This window comes from Nocardia sp. NPDC005825, from assembly GCF_040630175.1.
In the GTDB taxonomy this organism is placed as follows: Bacteria; Actinomycetota; Actinomycetes; order Mycobacteriales; family Mycobacteriaceae; genus Nocardia.
Genome location: NZ_JBEXXC010000009.1, coordinates 241,020 through 257,440 on the forward strand (window position 1 = coordinate 241,020; position 16,421 = coordinate 257,440).

Consider the following 16,421-nt stretch of genomic DNA (forward strand, 5'->3'; position numbering starts at 1 on the left):
CTGTGGGTAGACCTACAGACAGGAGATCGGGATGTCGAGGCCGTTTCGGTTCGGGGTGGTTGCGCCGCTCAGGAGTGAGGTCAAGGCGTGGCGGGAGCAGGCTCGCCGGGTGGCGGGGAGTGGGTATTCGACGTTGTTGATGCCGGACTTCCCGCAGCTGCAGCCGGCGCCGGGGCCGATGTTGGCGACGGTGGCGGCGGAGACGGATCTGCGGGTGGGGACCTGGGTTTACGCGTCACCGCTGCGGCCCGCGTGGCTGACCGCCTGGGAGGCGCACTCGCTGTCGGTGGTGACCGAGGGGCGGTTCGAGATGGGGATCGGGGTCGGGAGGCCCGGGATCGCGGAGGAGTTGGCGGGGAAGGGGGTCGAGGGCGTGCCGTCGCCGGGGCAGCGGCTGGGGGAGATGCGGGAGGCCGTGCGGATGCTGCGGGAATTGGATGGGCCCGACCGGCGTACGCCGGTCGCCATGGCCGTATTCGGGCCGAAGGCTCGGGCGTTGGCGGCTGAGTTGGCGGATACGGTCACGTTCGCCTTGGGGACTCAGTCTCGCGGGGAGGTCCAGAAGCTGGTAGCGGAGTTCCGCACCGCCGACGGGCCCGAGTTGGCGCTGGCCGTGCCGGTGGTCGGGGATACGGTCGCGCCGCATATGGCGCCGCCCACCACCGACACCGCCGCCTGGCATGCGGCCGACGCGATGGCCGCGCTGCCGGATGATCCGGCGGCCGTGATCGACGAGATCCAGCGGCGGCGCGAGGAGCTCGGGTTCTCCTACTTCGTGTTCGGCGCTCATGTCGCGGACACGTTCGCTCCGGTCGTGGCCGCACTCGCCGGACGTTAGGCGGGGCGCGGCCGATCCCCGGCAGACCAGATGTTCCAGCCGGGGCCGCGGCCGCGCACCATCCGCTGGACGGCGGATTCATAGTGCCGCTTGGCATTACAGTCCTCGGCGCACGCCCGGTGGCGATCGAGCCCGGCCTTCGCCTCGACGAGGGTCGCCGGAGCGAGGCGGGGTGCGCGGTGTCGGTCACCGGTCACGCGGGGCACGGTTCGACTCCGATCGAGCAGCAGGAAACTGAATGACCTTGGCGGACTGCCGCCGCTCGGGCGCGATCCGAATGATCTGACTCGCCGCCATCTTCCGCTCACACAGCGCCGTGAGGCAGTCACGATGCAGGACAAGCGATTCCATGGCCTCGGTGGAGTTCATCGTCGGCTCGTCGTCGCCGACGTCGCAGTCTTCCAATCGGTCGTAGGAGTCCACGGCGAATTCACCTCCCGCCGCGAGCGCATTCCGTTCCGCCCCCGGCGGTGACGGCCGCGGGACCTATTTCCATACCGACCGGAATTTCTCAAATCCTCGACCAGGCAGACGATCAGAATTGTTGCCCCGGCTACGGACAAGAACGTCAAAGCCCAAGCGTCCCATGGCATCGCGACCCCTAGTGTCCAGGTACTTTCTGTTCGGCAACTACCACGGTATTGGTGGCGAACTGCGCGCGGCGCTCTGTTCGTGGAATACGATTGGTGTGCGGAAAGCACCTGTGCGCGGCGAACATTCACCTTGATTGCGAGGCTAACGAAATGGTTGGTTCTGCGAAGTCATCCGTTTCTCGACTTGATTTCGGCAATTTCATGCAACGGCTCCGCAAGCGTGCCGGTAAGAACACCACCGTCGCCGGACTACACCTGGGCGAGGTATCTCGTTTCGTCATCGGGCGCCTCGAGGAAGGCACGCCGACGAAGCTCACCACGCCGCAGATCGAGAGCCTGCTGTGGTTCTACGATGCCACGGATCGGGAGCGGGAAGAGGCGCTGGCAATCTGGGCGGACATCAAGCGGCAGGAGAAGGTCGCCAAAGCTGAGGGTGGGGCGAAGGGGTTCTGGACCGAGTACACGGATCAACTGCCGCCCAACTTCTCGAAGTTCCTCCGCCTCGAGGAGCTCGCCAGCAATGTCGTCGCCTACCACCCGGTCATTGTTCCCGGACTTCTGCAGGGACCGGACTACCGGCGCGAGATCGTTCGAATCGACAATCCCAACCTGTCCGCCACGGACGTCGATCGCCGACTCGAACTCACCGCCAGGCGGCAGAATCGTTTGAACGAGAAGGAATTTCATGTACGAGTCCTGATGTCCGAAGCGGTCGTCCGGCACCGCGTCGGGGGCGTGGCGATCATGGCAGCTCAACTGAGGTGGCTCGCTGACCTCGGTGAACGCGAGAACGTCAGCATTCGAATCATCGAACTCGATGTGGTGTCACACCGCGGACTGACGATCCAACCCTTCACGAGACTCGAATTCGCCCGTGGGGTAAGCGGACTCACCAAGCCGCCGGTGGTGTACGTCGAAGGCGCGTTCAGTGTTGGCTACCACGAGCAAGACGACGTCCTGACGAAGTACGAGGAGGCCATCGAAGCCCTCGGAAAGGTAGCGTTGACGGAGGAATGCACCAGAGATCTGATGGTGCAAGCTGCGAAGGAGTACAAGGCGTGAAGAACCCGCCGGAGAGTGTGTGGTACAAGTCGACCAGGTCCGACGGAGGAAACTACTGCGTAGAGGTCCGGCACGACCTGGACATCACGCGGGTCCGCGACACGAAGGACCACGGCCGGGGGCCGATCTTGTCCTTCACCGCCGACATGTGGACGAGCTTCATCGAAAGCGGCATCTGGAGTCGCTGACATCTCTGCGAACGGCGAAGCCCCCGTACGGATTTCCCGACGGGGGCTTCGTGGCCAGGAGTCGACCTCGCTCCAGCGGGTCAGGCGGATTCTTCGAGCAGGTGTGCGTTCGGCAGAGGCTATCGTCGCCCGCCGACGCCTCCGGCCCGCCGTTCTGGCTTCCCGGCGGGTACAGTCCCGTTCTGCTCGGCTGAGGTGGCCGTGTGTGAAGGCGTTACGGGGGAAGTGTGCGGACGAAGTTGATCGGCGTGATCGTGGCTGGTCTCGCGGCCGGTGTGGTCAGTGGTTGCTCGGGCTCGGACAGTTCGCCGGCGGGAATGTTCGACCCGTGCAAGGAAATCCGGAAGAGCGCTCTTCGCAGCGCCGGATACGACCCGGAGACCAAGAAGGACGTACCGACGATCGGCGACTACTCGGTGAAATGCCGTTTCACCTCGTTCAGCGGTCATGAGACCTTGTCTCTCGAACACCCCAGCGCGGCTGCTCCCATCCGAACCTATGAGGGATACCTGACCTCGGCCCAGTCCGCGGTCAACAGCCCGGGCGGGCAGGCGCCGACCGTCACCAAGATCAACGGCCGCGACGCGTTCTACGGGCCGCAAACCATCCTGGGATGCACGGTCAGCCTCCGCACCGCCACCGGCGTCATGGGCGTCGAGGTCTCGTACGCCGACGGAAACACCTGCGTCAGCGCACAGAACGCCGCAACCATCTTCGAACCCGCCATCGGCGGCCGCTGACCTCGAGCCGAGCCGATCTCGCCCTGTCGCCCGCCGACGGGCTGTTCCGCGCCTCGCCGCGGACATCGGCGAACGCGGAATCCCCGCACCGTCGCTACCGGGTCGCGGCGATCGGTCGCGGTAACGTCGGGCCGACGATTATGCGTTGCCGGGATTCGGCGGAGGAGCGGGCAGGATGCGGACACTCCTGTGGGTGTTGGAGCTGGTCCTCACGATCCTCGGTGTCGGCTGGCTGGTGCAGTTCGTGCGCACCGGGCACGGGGCGATACCGCTGCTCGGGTGGAACGTGGCCGCCGCGGCCTACATGGCCACCGCCTGGGTGGCGATGGGCCGCGAGCTGACTCCCGCACCGGCCGACGACATGTCCGAGGCGATCGCCCCGCGCTGGTACACCCAGTTCCTCGCGGTGCTCGTCAGCTGTATCGGCCTGGCGGCCGGCCTCATCGTCAGCGCGAACCGCGACGAGGTCCGAGGCGACCCCTTCCTGCCCGGTCTGGCGGTCGTCACGATCCTGCTGTCCTGGCTGCTGCTGCACTCCGCCTTCGCCCAGATCTACGCCCGCGAGCACACCGTCGACGGCGGCCTGGACTTCCCGAACTGCCCCCACCCGCAATTCACCGAATACCTCTATTTCGCAGCCACCATCGGCACCTCGTTCGCCGTCTCCGACGTCACCGTCACGTCCCGATCCATGCGCCGGCGGGTGATGACGCACAGCATCGTCAGCTTCTTCTTCAACGCCGCACTCATCGCCATCGCCATCGACTGGCTCAAGAGCTGACCAGCCTCCGGTCATCCTTCCCGCGCGCTCGTCAGTACAGCGCGGACATCCAGATGTTGTAGAGCACGTCGACGACCAGCTTCGGATCTGTTCGCGGTGGTCGACCCAACGCCTGGGTCACATAGCGTTCGTCCATCCAGACCAGCGCGCGGGCTGTCTCGACGGCGTCGAGATCCGAGCGGATACGGCCTTCGGCTTGATCATCGGTGATGCGCTTGGCGGTGGCGTCGATGAAGCGCTGAACGAGTCCGTGGTAGGCGGCCTGGACCTTCTCGTCGCTGCCGGCGGCATCGGACAGCGCACTCAATACCGCGCCGTGCTCGAGGTAGACCTCGGTCAGTCCCTCGAACGCGGACCGGGCATCGTTGGCCAGGTCGGTCCCCGTGAGCCAGCGGTCGAGCACCCGGGAGATTTCCTGTCCGAGCTCGTCGGCGATCCGCAGCGCCAGATCGTGGCGGTCGCGAAAGTGCACGTAGAACGCGGGACGCTTGAGTCCGGTCAGACTCATCACCGAGTCGACGCTCATCTCGCGAAACGGCCGCTCGCTCAAGAACTTCTTCGCGGCCTCGAGGATCTCGCGTTCCGACTCTTTGGGATCGTGCTTCGGGCGTCTGCTCATCGTGTTTCCACTACATCATGAGCCCTGATGACTTCGCGAGGCTGCCCTCGACCGTGTCGGCCCGGTGCAGGGCTCGGTAGGCGTAGTAGTACATGGTCATCTGGAATCCCCAGGTGGCGAGCGCGCCGATATAGAACAGCGTGTGGTTCTCGTCGTCGCCGGGGAGGTGATAGAAGTCGTATATCGCGGCGATGAGGAAACCCGCGGCGGTAGCGGCGATTACGCCGATCGCCTGTCCTCGCTCGCCGACGTCCCACAGCCGCCGCGCGAAGTACAGCAGGAACACGGACGTGGCCACATTCACCACCACGTAGAACGTCGCGCCGGCGACACCGAGGCGGTCGGCGAATATCGACAGGTACAGACCCGCGACAGTCGCGAGCGCGAAGACTCCGAGATCGGTCGGCAGCGAAGGCTTGTAGCGATGGGTCACCCTCATCAACCCCAGGACGAGGATCAGCGTGATTCCGACGGACCGGGAGAAGGCATCGAAGAAGAGTGCGATGTGGTACATCGGGCTGGTCCGATGAGCGCCGGTCAACGCGAAGACGAAGAAGTTGGTGCCGGAGGTCGCGACGATGACCCATTCGAGGCCCAGCAGATAGTTCTGGTGGTTCCGAATGAACTTCCAGCCGAAGGTGAATCCGGCGGCGACCATCCAGAGGTCGGCGAGCAGGAGCAGTGAGTTCTTGATATCCATGGTGATCTCTTGTGTGTGAGGGACTGCGGGCCGCCGGATTCAGTGGCGCGCCAGTCGATCGGCCAGGCGGTCTCCGAGCCACCCCAGTTCCAGCGCCGGTCCGCTGACGAAGCTGGGCCAGAATCCGCCTCGGCCGTGCCAGATGGTTTCGAGGTCCTCGGGCATGGAATCGCCGCGGAGGCGACCCGCCAACAGGTGGCCGACGTACTGGGCCTGTGCGAACCCGTGCCCGTTGCATGCCAGCGAATACAGCACATTGGGTGACGCCGCTCCGGCCACGGGCAGCCAGCTGGAGCTCATGCCGATCCAGCCGCCCCAAGCCCGTTGTGGCGCAATATCGTGCAGTCCGGGAAAGCGTTCGCGGAAGCCCCGGACCAGATCGTCGACGACTCGCGCCGAGGCGGTCCTGGCAGGCAACGAACCGCTGGTCGTCTCCAGCCGCCGGGTCCCGAAGACGATCGAGTTCCGCGGCGTGACGCGGTAGCTCTCCAGGATCATGTGCGAGGTCACCAGGGGAGCCCGGCTGGTCCAGCCGATTTCGTCCAAGCGCTCCGGGGCGATCGGCTCGGTCTCCACCAGCGACGTCCATACGGGGGAGACCAATCGGCGTGGTGTGATCGCGAGGTCCTTGCCGTAGGCATTGGTTGTGAGCAGCGCCTGTTCGGCGACCACCCGGCCATGCTCGGATTCGATGGTGACCCGCTCGCCGCTGTCGACGACACTCTGTACGCGAGTGTGCTCGAAAACCCTTGCCCCCGAGGCGATGACGGCCCCGCGTAGGCCACCGACGTACTTGGCCGGATTCAAGGTTCCGCCGATGCCTTCCCGCATGCCGCCGAGGAAGCCCGCCGGCAGACCCGCGTCCGGCCCGTCGACGAACTCGGCCGACGACCCGGCCTCGGCCATGATCCTCGCGTTCCGTCGCGCCTTGCGAAGCTGGCCACGCGACACCGCCGCCTGCACGATTCCCACCTTCTCGAACTCGCAGTCGACGGCGCGGTGTGCGATGGCTTCCTGGGTGAATTCGACGGCGGCCTCGGCGAACTGGAACAGTGCGCGGACCTTGCTGCGGCGGAACAGCAGTGCCAACAGCGCGGGATCGGCGGCGATCGAGTTCGTGACATAACCGGCGTTGCGCGAGCTGGGTCCCCAGCCGCAGGTCTCGGCCTCGAGCAGCACGACGTCGGCGCCGGACTCGGCGAGACGCAGTGCCGCAGTCATGCCGCCGACTCCGCCACCGATCACGGCGACATCGCAGGTGATGTGGTCGGCGAGCGCGGGCGTGGCGGTGATCGGCGGTGCGGCCCAGCCGGTTTCGGTCAAGAGTTCCATGTCCGTCACCGCCCGCCCTGCGCGGCCGACATATCGGCCTTCCGCGACGTCACCGCGGTGCTCGGCGAGACCAGCGCTTCGACGACCTCATGGGCTCGTGACCCACTGGTCCGGGCGAGCATCCGATAGAAGCGCTCCGGATCGGCCCAGTCCTCGGGCGCCAGAACGCCGGACAGCCCGTCCAGCTGTTCGACGGCCAGCACCATGAAGGCCGCGGTCGCCGAACCGGTCGCGGAGGCCATGTCGGTCCAGGCGGTCCCGGGCCCGCTGACCGGTACCCGGCGGATCGACACCACCGGTTCGCCGTCCCGAGTGCCGGTCACACGCACGTAGTTCGTCCCGCGGAACTCGGGGTGTTTGCCTGCCGCCGCGGTCGCCAGGTACTTCAGCACCTCGGTCGCACCGATCTCGCCGCGGCGAATCGTGCCCCACAACCCCGACAGCGCGTGCCGCCACACCCGCGGTGAACCCGTCTTGTCCGTCATCACATCGTTGACGAAGTCGATGGCCTGGTCCATCGAGATCTTGCCCTGCTGCACCGCCACGGCGATGCCGCGCATGATGCCGTTCACCGGCGGCGGATCGAGCGCACCGAGCACGCGAATCCGATCGGCGCCGGGCCACCGCCGCGGCATCGTCACCGACTCCGGATGCGCGCATTCGTAGAGCCGGTAGGAATCGCCGAGCGAATTGCCCAGCGAGAACACATCCGTTTCGAGGAAGGTCTGATGCGTCACCGAGCGTCCCTGCTCCCAGGTGTGACAAGGCCCGGCATAGCCGCGAATCGCATGATCGAGCACCGCGCGGCCGTAGGGGACCGGTCCCTCGTCACCGGTCACCCAGCACACGTCGATGCGTTCGACGGCGTCCATGTCGCGAGCCGCGTCGGCGGCCATCACATTGGTCAGACCCGGTGACGCACCGCAGCCGACGAAGATCGCCACGCCCGCCTGCTTCGCCCGGGCGTCGAGTTCCATTGCGGTGAGGGTGCTTTCCTCGTCGTCGTCGAGGTCGAGATAGGGCACCTGCTCCTCGATGCACGCCCGCATCACCGGCTCGGCGGTCCGGTTGTACGGTCCCGCGCCGAGCACCACGAGGGTGGCGCCCGATATGGCCGCCCGAAGAGCGGCTCCGTCGAAGAGGTCGAACGAGCCGACCCGCACATCGGCGATCGGCAAGGTGGCCGCGAACTCCTCGAGTGCGTCCGGCCGGATGTCGTGCAACTCCAACGTCCAGTCGTCGTTCCCGGCCGTCCTGGCGAAGCGATCGATCGCCACGCGACACATGTCACCGGCTGCGCCGATGAAGACGATTCTCTTTGCTGTGGTCATGGTCACAGGCTAGGGCGATAATTACACGCTGTCAATGACAGCGCGTAATTTAACCTCGCATAGCCATCCGACCGGCGTTTCCGCTGTTCGAAGGGTTGGTCACGGCTTCCTGCGCAGACTTGCCAGGACGGCCTTGCCTGCCTGCTCGCCGGATTCGGCCGCGTCGGCGAGCGAGGGGAGTTCGAGTTGGTAGTCGCCGGCCAGGTAGATGTTGCCGAGCGGGGCGCGCAGGGCGGGCAGCGATGACTTCCGGCCGGGAGCCCAGAACGGCACGACCCGATGGTGGCGGCGCACGATGCCCTCGCCTAGCTTTCCCTCGAGTTCGGGGAACACCGTGATCAGGTCCTCGGTGAAGCGGGCCACGACCTCCTGATCGGAGAGCGCGAACAACGCGTCGGCGTGCGCGCCGCCCGCGAAACAGGCCAGTGCGCCACCGGGTTTGCGATCGTCGCCGGTGCGCATGGCCGCGGCGTGGTTGAACATCGCCTGGAAGGAGAGCTGCGGGGTCGAGACGCCGAAGTACTTGTCCCAGCGCTGCGGGCCGACCTCGTCGGTGAAGAATCCGACGACCAGGTAGCGGCCGTAGGCGATGTCGCCGAAGGCGTTTCGGTAGGTGCGGGGGAGATCCGGGATGATCCGGTCGGCGATGTCGGCGGGCGCGGTCACGATGGCGCGCCGGGCTCGGAGCCGCGCCGGGCGATCGCCGTCGAGGTAGTCCACGATGACGTCGTCGCCGTCCTGCCGGACCGATCGCACGGTCGTGTTCAACCGGATCCGGTCGCCGAGCTCCTCGGTCAGCACGTCGGTCAATGTCTGGTTGCCGCCGACCGGCAGGGAGAAGTTCGGAACCTTCTCCGGGTCGGTCAAGGCGATGCCCACCGAGGTGACGAACTGGGTCGCGGCGGTCTCTCCCACCTCGCAGCCCATCCACTGCGCGGACCACGACCGGACGATCTCGGCGGCCAGCTCGGACCGGACGCCCTTCAGCAGATACGACGCGGGCTTGGCGTCGAGCTTGGCGCGCACCCGTCGTGCGAGACGGCTCTGCGACTCCAGGAACGGGGTGACCGCCAGGATGCGCGCGCCGACGACGGCCAGTCCGATCCGGTCCGTCCAGGACATCCGGGTCCGGAACATGAGGGCGATCGGGTTCGAGGTGTCGACCATTCCGCCGTTGAGGTACAGCGCGACGCTCTTGCCCGCGAGCGATCCCCGTTCGATGCCGTGGCGGTCGAGGGCGTCGATCAGCGCGCCCGTGCCCTCGGTGAACTGGGTGCCGACATTGATCCAGTAGTCGCCCTGCCGGGCGGTCTCGACCCGGCCGCCGGTGCGATCGCTGGATTCGAGAACCACCACGCCGGTGTCGCGCGCCAGCGTGGTCGCGGCCGTCAACCCCGCGATTCCAGCGCCGACGACTACGACCTCGACGGTTTCTTCCTGCGTTTCGTGCGTGGCCATGGGAACTCCTGGATGGGAAAGTCAAACTCGATTCGAATTCGACTTTACGACCCGGTGTGATCCCCGTCAATCGCCGGCGCGGAATCAGGCCAGAACGTCGGCGAGGAAGGCCACCTGGTCGGCGACCGCCCGGCTCTGCCACGGACCGTCATAGACGTCGAAATGGTCCACCGGGTACTCGCGCACACTCGCCCGCCGCCCGGCTTTCGCCGCGACGCGACGGGCGGCCGCGGGCGGCGCGACACTGTCGTTCGTGCCGACCTGGATCAGGATGGGGCACGGGATCCGCCTCGCGAAGCCGATGGGCCGGTTCAATCCGACCTCCAGCGCCGCACGGGCGCACACCTCGTTGCGCCAGGTCGGCCCGGCCACGGGGACGACGGCCTCCACCGCGCCCGGACTGGTCATCATGGCCGCCGATCCGGGCGCACCCACGATCGGCAGATGATGCGGGGACCGGCCGATGGCGGCGCGGCCGAGGTCGAGCAGCCCGTGCCCGGTCAAGCGGGCGAGCGGGCCGACGCCGCCGCGGTGCGCGAGATGAGCGAGGGTCGCGGCTCCATCCATGGCCGGCGTGATCGCGGTGATCGCCGCGATGCGCAGGTCCTGTGCCGCGACCACGACGGCGTGCCCGCCGGAGTACGAGGTCCCCCACAGGACGATGCGGTCGGGGTCCACGCCGGGCAACTGCCGTGCGGCGGAGATGGCGGCGTGATAGTCCTCGCGCTGTCGCCGGTACGAAACGACTTGCCGCGGACTGCCTTCGGAGTCTCCGAAGCCGCGGTAGTCGAAGACCAGGACGTCGTATCCGGCGGCGGCGAACGGTTCCGCGTATCCCAGCAGCCCGGTGTCGCGGGTGCCGCCGAAGCCGTGCGCCATGACCACGCACGCCCTTCCGGGCAGTTCTCCCTTGCCGGTGAGATGCCATGCCGCGCAGCGGGTTCCGTGGCTGTAGAAGGTGATGTTCCTCATCGCTGACCACCCGTCGCCATCGCGAGCTCGGAGGTCCCGGACGCGGATGGCGTCGCGGGTATGAAACGCAGGGCGGCGTCCTGGACCGGTCCTTCGCGCAGACGCTCGGCGTCGAGTTCGTAGGCCATATCCGCCGACCACGGGCCGCTCGTCCCCGCCCGTGGGAAGGCGGCGACTCCCCGCTGGACGTATCCGGAGCTCAGGTCCCCCACCAGCGGCACGCGCGGCATGTCCGGATCGGCGGCCGACGGCGTGACGGTGTGAAAACCGTTGGCGTCCATGTGGTCGAGCAGACGGCAGAAGTGTTCGCTGACCAGATCGGCCTTCAGCGTCCAGGAGATATTGGTGTAGCCGACCACGAACGCCAGGTTCGGCACCTCGGACAGCATCATGGACTTGTAGACCGTCGTGGCGGGCAGATCGACCGTGCGCCCATCGACCTCGAGGTGGATGCGTCCCAGCGGCGACATGGTGAAACCCGTTGCGGTGACGATGATGTCGGCGTCCAGATGCTGTCCGGATTCCAGGTCGATCCCGGTCCGGGTGAAGCGTTCGATCCGATCGGTGACCACCGAGGCGCGTCCGCTCGCGATCGCCTTGAACAGGTCGCCGTCGGGCACCATGCACAGGCGCTGGTCCCACGGGTTGTAACGGGGCGTGAAATGGGTGTCCACATCGAAATGCGCGGGCAGTTGCCGTCGCACCAGGCCGATCAGCACGCGGCGGGCCGTTCGCGGAGCCCGTTTGCACGCCTTGTGGATGCCGCGCGTCATCGCGATGTTCTTGCGCCGGATCAGTTTCGCGGCCCGCTCGTGGCCGAACAGCCGATTCAGCACATTGGCGATGACGTCCTCGGCGGGCATCGAGAACACATAGCTCGGCGAGCGCTGCAACATGGTCACGTGGGCGGTGCGGCCCGCGAGCGCGGGGATGAGGGTGACCGCGGTCGCGCCGCTGCCGATCACGACGACCCGCTTACCGGTGCAGTCCAGTTGCTGCGGCCAGTGCTGCGGGTGCACGATCGGGCCGTCGAAGTCCTCGGCCCCGGCGAAATCGGGAGTGTAACCGGCCCGGTGGTCGTAGATGCCGGTGCCGAGGAAGAGGAATCGCGCGACGAACCGCACCTGTCGGCCGTCTCCCTGTTCGGCGAGCACGTTCCAGCGCGCGGTCGCGGAGTCGAATCGCGCCTCGATCACCCGATGGCCCAGCCGGATGTGTTCGGACAGGCCGTTTTCGGTGACGGTGTCGCGCAGGTAGTCCAGGATCAGGTGCCCGTCTGCGATCGACTGGCGATGGGCCCACGGTTTGAAACCGAAGCCGTAGGTGGGCATGTCCGAATCCGAGCGAATGCCGGGGTAGCGGAACAGGCTCCAGGTGCCGCCGACCGAGTCGCGCGCCTCGAGTATCGCGAAGGTGGTTCCGGGGCGACGCGTGGCGAGGTGACAGGCGGCGCTGATGCCGGATACTCCGGCGCCGATGATCAGGACATCGACAGCGGTGGCGCTGGTGTTGCGGGATCTTCTGGTCACGTGAGGTCTCCTGATCGGGCGGGCTGTGATCTGGTTCACGTTAGGGCGGTGATCGCCGCACGGGTATGTCCGTACAACCGCACTTTGACCTCGAATATGTGCTGCGGCACACTTGCCGGTATGAGCAGTCCGTCCCCGGGGCCCGAACTCGTGGAACTCATGGGCAGAGTCGCCGAGCTGATGTTGGACGACCTCGACGCGGTGGTCGCCGAGATGGACGCCGCGGAGATCGAACTGACGCCCATGGTCGGTGCGGACGCGGCGCTGGTGGCCGACATGTCCGCGAGCAATCGGGCCAATGCCGCCCGGCTGCTGACCATCTTCGCCCGCCGGGAGTCTCCGCTCTCCGATATCGACGTCCCGCCCGAAGCGCTCGACGTGGCCCGGACGGTCGCCCGGCGCGGCCTGGATCTCGACGTTATCTTCCAGTCCTACCGGCGCGGTCAGAACATCGCATGGCGGCACTATCTGACCCACGCCACCCGTATCGCCGGAACCGGCCCGCTGCTGGTGCCGCTGCTGGAACTGTCCGCGCAACGCATGTTCGGCTATGTCGATCAGGTTCTCGCGCGGGTCATCTCGGTCGCGCAGCGGGAACGGGAGGAGATCCTCGGCGGGGCGCTGGCGCGGCGCGTGGAGATCATCCGCCTGCTGCTCGACGGCGCGCCGATCGACAGCCGCCGCGCCGGTGAACGGCTCGGCTACGACCTGTCCCGATCCCATATCGCGCTGGTGCTGTGGTCCACTCCGGTCGGTGAGGTGCAGGGCGCGCTGGAATCGGCGGCCACCCTGCTGGCGCGGGCGGCCGGGCGGCGCCCGCTGCTGACCCTCGCGGCGGGCAGCTCCGCGTTGTGGGCGTGGATGAGCGGCGACACGTTGCCCGCCATCGACGAGTTGCGGGGGTCGCTGACCGCGGCCCATCCCGGGATCCGGGTGGCGGTCGGCCCGCCGCGTCCGGGCATCGAGGGATTCCGGCGCTCGCACGAGGCCGCGCTGGGGATGCACAATCTGCTCGCCGGTCAGCCCGACGCCGCCCGCGTCACCCTCTACCGCGATCTGGAGGTCACCGCGCTGGCCGCGCAGAACCCTTCCCGCGCTGCCGAATTCGTCGCCGACACGCTCGGTCCGCTGGCTCGGGACACGCCCGCGGCCGCGCGGTTGCGCGAGACGCTGCGGGTGTTCCTGGAGGAAGCCGAGAACGCCCCGCGGGCCGCGGCACGGCTGCACACCCACCGGAACACGGTGTTGCAGCGGGTCGCCCGCGCCACGGAACTACTCGGTCACCGGCCCGGCGAGCGCAGGCTCGCCGTCGAACTCGCCCTGGAGATCGCCCATCGGCTCGGCGCTCGTGCGCTGACCGGCGGTGTCGCCTGACGGTGGTGCGCTGCCCGGCCGACGGGCCCGACTTGTTACGATCTCGAATCGTGTTCGACAATCGGCCGACGTCACGGACGTCCACGCGCCCCGCTCCGGTGCAACGCCGCGGCGTGGAGCGCGTCCAGGCGATTCTCGACGCGGGGGAGGCCTTGCTCGCCGAGCAGGGCTACCAGGCCGCCACCCTCAAGGCGATGGGCGAGCGGGCCGGCATCCCGATCGCCTCGGTCTACCACTACTTCGCCGACCGGGGCCAGGTCGAAGTCGAACTCGCGCAACGACATCTGCGTGAGCTCGACGCTCGCGTCGGCGCGATGCTGGAGTCCGCGCCCGCCACGCTGGCGGCGGTCTGCGACGCGATCGTCGACGTGTATCTCGGCTACTTCCGCGAGCATCCGAGTTTCGCCGTGCTCTGGTACGCGGGGCGCAGTTCGACGCTCGGTGAGCTGGCGAGCAGCTTCGACGTGTCGCAGGCGACGCGGCTGTGGCGGTACCTGGTGGACCGGGGGTTGATCCGGTCCGACACGCCCGCACTCGTCGTCGAGCTCGCGTTCGAGGCCGGCGACCGGATCTTCGATGTCGCCTTCCGCAAGGCTCCGGCCGGTGACGATGTCACGCTCGAGCAGGCGCGACGGCTGGTCTCGGTCTACCTGGGATCCTTCGCGCCCGAGAACTGAAGCGGACGGGCCGCCGAGATCCGGTCATTGCTGTTCTGCAGCGCGCGATAACCGAAGTAGTACACGACCATCTGACACGCCCACGTGGTGAGAGCCAGGATGTAGAAGATCGTGTGGTGCTCGTCGTCGCCGGGGATGCGATAGAAGTCGTACGTTCCGGCGATCGCGGCCGCGGCGGAGGACACCGCCGCGACGGCGATCGCGTGTCCATGCTCCCCGATATTCCAGAGCCGCCAGGCGAAATAGAACAGGAACAGCGTGGTCAGGGCGTTCATCACGACGTAGAAGACCGCTCCGGCCACGCCGAGCTCCTCGGCGAAGGCCGACATGACCAGTCCGCCCACGATGGCCAGCCCGAAGACGGCGATGTCCACCGCGAGGGAGGGCTTGAATCCGTGGGTCACCTTCATCAGGCCCAGAACGAGGATCACGGTGATTCCGAACGATCGGGAGAACGCGTCGAAGAAGAAGGCGATGTGGAACATGGGACTGGTCTCGTTCGCTCCGACCAGTCCGTAGACGAGGAAATTGGTGCCCGAACTCGCGACGATGATCCATTCGAGGCCGAGCAGGTAATTGCGGTAGTTCCGAATGAACTTCCACCCCAGGGTGAATCCGGCGCCGATCATGAACAGATCGGCGAGTGCGTACAGTGTTGTTTTGAGATCCATGATGAAACCTTGTGTTGGGGATCGATATCTGACGTTCGGGAATGGGCGATCAGTGCGAGGCGTCGAAGATCTCGTCGCGTGGCGTGCCGACCCGTTCGAGGGCCTTGTAGAACTGCTCCGGCTCCGCCCAGTCCTCGGGCGTGAATACGCCCGCGCGGCTTTCGTTCTGGTCATCGAGGGCCACCACCATGAAGGCCGCGCAGGCCGTTCCGGTCGCGGCGGCCATGTTGGTGAACAGATAGGTGCCGTCTCCGCTGACCGTGGTGCGGCGGCCGACCACCGCGGGCAGGCCGTTGCGCAGGCCGGTCACCTCGACCTTCAGTGCGGTCTTGTGCGGGAAGGTGTGGCCCACCGCTGACAGGGCCAGGAATTTGATCAGCTCGGTGCGTGTCGCCTCCCCGGTGCGCACCAGGTTTCGCAATCCGGACAGGGCGTTGCGCCAGCCCTTCAGGCTGCCGAATTTGTTGGTCATCAGGGCTTCCAGGAAGTCGATGGCCTTCGACATGGGCATCCGCCCCCGCTGCACCGCCAGGCCGACGCCGCGGACCAGGCCGTTGTAGGGCGCCGGGTCCAGCCCGCCGAAACAGCGAATATTCTTGGCGTCCGGGTACTTTCGCGGCAGCGTCACCGGTTCGGGGTGCGCCGTCTCGTGCACCAGCGTCAGCCCCAGCCCGCCACCCAGCTCGGTCCAGCGGGTCTCCATCCACGATTGGTGCAGTACCGGGCCGCCGTGCTCCCAGGTGACGCAGGGGCCCGCGGCGACGCGCAGCATGTGGTCGAGCACCGCGCGGCCGATCGATCCGCGTTCATCGCCGACCACCCAGTACACGTCGATGTTGTCGACCCGGTCGAGTTCGGCGGCCGCGTCGGCGACCAGCACATTGGTGATCCCGGGGGACGCGCCGCAGCCGATGTACATGGGCACCCCGGCGGCCCGGGCGTCGTCGTGCAGGGACAGGGCGTGCAGGGTGCTCTCGATGTCGTCGTCGAAATCGAGGTAGGGCACCTTGGCCTGTAGGCACGCCTCCATGACCGGAGGGGCGGTGCGGTTGTACGGACCGGCGCCGAGTACCACGAGAGCGGCGCCCTCGATGGCGTCCCGAAGTCCCTGGCGGTCATAGAGATCGAGCCGACCGGCGGTCGCCAGGCCGGTCGGCAGTCGTCGCACCAGCTCGTCGAGCAGTTCGGGGCGGATGTCGTACAGGGCCAGCTCCCAGTCCCCGTCCGCGACGGCGAAGCGTTCGATGGCGAGCCGGCACATCTCTCCGGCTGCTCCGATGAAGACGATTCGTTTGGTGCCCATGGAAATCTCCTGGGGGTAGAGGGGCCACGCGCGGGCCAGATTTCTCGTACTCGATTCGAGTTCGAGTTAGAGCAGGATAGTGCGGAATGTGACCCAGGCGCTACCCGTTCCTCGAGACTGTGCGGCTGCACAAGATCCGTGCCATCCCATTAGCGATGGCACATGGTGTCCGCCGCGTTGGACCCGCAGTATCGACTTCGACAGTGACCGGGGTCATAGATCCCCGATGTCAGGGATGAATCGAGAGAGGTGC

The 16,421-nt window shown here is 67.1% G+C and carries 18 protein-coding genes; 7 read left to right on the plus strand and 11 right to left on the minus strand.

What is annotated here, in order from left to right:
- The first annotated feature begins 31 nt into the window (after positions 1–31).
- Positions 32–838 carry an LLM class flavin-dependent oxidoreductase gene (locus tag ABZ382_RS24650; protein WP_357093000.1) on the plus strand — a complete coding sequence of 269 codons (807 nt, stop codon included), beginning with the start codon at positions 32–34 and terminating at the stop codon, positions 836–838.
- Here ABZ382_RS24650 and ABZ382_RS24655 read toward each other — a convergent pair.
- Positions 835–1,035: a hypothetical protein gene (locus ABZ382_RS24655; RefSeq protein ID WP_357093003.1), complete on the minus strand. Its 201-nt coding sequence runs from the start codon at positions 1,033–1,035 to the stop codon at positions 835–837. The genes ABZ382_RS24650 and ABZ382_RS24655 overlap by 4 nt on opposite strands.
- Positions 1,025–1,261, minus strand: coding sequence for a hypothetical protein (locus ABZ382_RS24660; RefSeq protein WP_357093006.1), 237 nt, complete (start codon positions 1,259–1,261; stop codon positions 1,025–1,027). Before ABZ382_RS24660 ends, ABZ382_RS24655 begins: the two co-directional genes overlap by 11 nt.
- 320 nt (positions 1,262–1,581) lie before the next feature.
- Between ABZ382_RS24660 and ABZ382_RS24665 the strand changes: the two genes are divergently transcribed.
- The 4 genes from ABZ382_RS24665 to ABZ382_RS24680 all read left to right on the plus strand — a co-directional run bounded on the left by ABZ382_RS24665 (position 1,582) and on the right by ABZ382_RS24680 (position 4,202).
- Positions 1,582–2,493, plus strand: coding sequence for a helix-turn-helix transcriptional regulator (locus ABZ382_RS24665; protein ID WP_357093009.1), 912 nt, complete (start codon positions 1,582–1,584; stop codon positions 2,491–2,493).
- Complete coding sequence (locus ABZ382_RS24670; protein WP_357093012.1) at positions 2,490–2,681, plus strand: DUF397 domain-containing protein; 192 nt, start codon at positions 2,490–2,492, stop codon at positions 2,679–2,681. The genes ABZ382_RS24665 and ABZ382_RS24670 overlap by 4 nt, the downstream gene beginning before the upstream one ends.
- 227 nt (positions 2,682–2,908) lie before the next feature.
- Positions 2,909–3,421, plus strand: coding sequence for a DUF3558 family protein (locus ABZ382_RS24675; protein WP_357093013.1), 513 nt, complete (start codon positions 2,909–2,911; stop codon positions 3,419–3,421).
- A 175-nt stretch (positions 3,422–3,596) separates the two neighbouring features.
- Complete coding sequence (locus ABZ382_RS24680; protein WP_357093015.1) at positions 3,597–4,202, plus strand: DUF1345 domain-containing protein; 606 nt, start codon at positions 3,597–3,599, stop codon at positions 4,200–4,202.
- 31 nt (positions 4,203–4,233) lie between these two features.
- Here ABZ382_RS24680 and ABZ382_RS24685 read toward each other — a convergent pair whose 3' ends face one another.
- The 7 genes from ABZ382_RS24685 to ABZ382_RS24715 form a co-directional block, all read right to left on the minus strand.
- The gene (locus tag ABZ382_RS24685; protein ID WP_357093016.1) at positions 4,234–4,821 is read right to left on the minus strand and encodes a TetR/AcrR family transcriptional regulator; all 588 of its coding nucleotides are present in this window, start codon (positions 4,819–4,821) and stop codon (positions 4,234–4,236) included.
- 10 nt (positions 4,822–4,831) lie between these two features.
- Positions 4,832–5,521 (minus strand): transporter, encoded by a 690-nt coding sequence (locus ABZ382_RS24690; protein ID WP_357093018.1) that lies wholly within the window; start codon positions 5,519–5,521, stop codon positions 4,832–4,834.
- 39 nt (positions 5,522–5,560) lie between these two features.
- A complete protein-coding gene (locus ABZ382_RS24695) occupies positions 5,561–6,853 on the minus strand; it encodes an FAD-binding oxidoreductase (RefSeq protein WP_357093020.1) in 1,293 nt (430 codons plus the stop codon).
- Positions 6,854–6,858: 5 nt separating this feature from the next.
- Positions 6,859–8,184: a saccharopine dehydrogenase NADP-binding domain-containing protein gene (locus ABZ382_RS24700; RefSeq protein ID WP_357093021.1), complete on the minus strand. Its 1,326-nt coding sequence runs from the start codon at positions 8,182–8,184 to the stop codon at positions 6,859–6,861.
- 99 nt (positions 8,185–8,283) lie between these two features.
- Entirely contained in the window at positions 8,284–9,642 is a 1,359-nt protein-coding gene (locus tag ABZ382_RS24705; protein WP_357093023.1) for an NAD(P)/FAD-dependent oxidoreductase, read from the minus strand.
- 84 nt (positions 9,643–9,726) lie between these two features.
- On the minus strand, positions 9,727–10,614 hold the full coding sequence (locus tag ABZ382_RS24710) for an alpha/beta fold hydrolase (protein ID WP_357093024.1): 888 nt from the start codon (positions 10,612–10,614) through the stop codon (positions 9,727–9,729).
- Positions 10,611–12,143, minus strand: coding sequence for an NAD(P)/FAD-dependent oxidoreductase (locus tag ABZ382_RS24715; RefSeq protein ID WP_357093026.1), 1,533 nt, complete (start codon positions 12,141–12,143; stop codon positions 10,611–10,613). The genes ABZ382_RS24710 and ABZ382_RS24715 overlap by 4 nt, the downstream gene beginning before the upstream one ends.
- Positions 12,144–12,263: 120 nt before the next feature.
- Between ABZ382_RS24715 and ABZ382_RS24720 the strand changes: the two genes are divergently transcribed.
- Positions 12,264–13,517, plus strand: a complete 1,254-nt coding sequence (locus ABZ382_RS24720) for a helix-turn-helix domain-containing protein (RefSeq protein WP_357093028.1) — start codon at positions 12,264–12,266, stop codon at positions 13,515–13,517.
- A gap of 50 nt (positions 13,518–13,567) precedes the next feature.
- On the plus strand, positions 13,568–14,194 hold the full coding sequence (locus ABZ382_RS24725; protein ID WP_357093030.1) for a TetR/AcrR family transcriptional regulator: 627 nt from the start codon (positions 13,568–13,570) through the stop codon (positions 14,192–14,194).
- Here ABZ382_RS24725 and ABZ382_RS24730 read toward each other — a convergent pair.
- Both ABZ382_RS24730 and ABZ382_RS24735 read right to left on the minus strand, forming a co-directional pair.
- Entirely contained in the window at positions 14,164–14,865 is a 702-nt protein-coding gene (locus tag ABZ382_RS24730; protein ID WP_357093032.1) for a transporter, read from the minus strand. The genes ABZ382_RS24725 and ABZ382_RS24730 overlap by 31 nt on opposite strands.
- 49 nt (positions 14,866–14,914) lie before the next feature.
- Positions 14,915–16,168 (minus strand): saccharopine dehydrogenase NADP-binding domain-containing protein, encoded by a 1,254-nt coding sequence (locus tag ABZ382_RS24735; protein WP_357093034.1) that lies wholly within the window; start codon positions 16,166–16,168, stop codon positions 14,915–14,917.
- Positions 16,169–16,421: the final 253 nt, after the last annotated feature.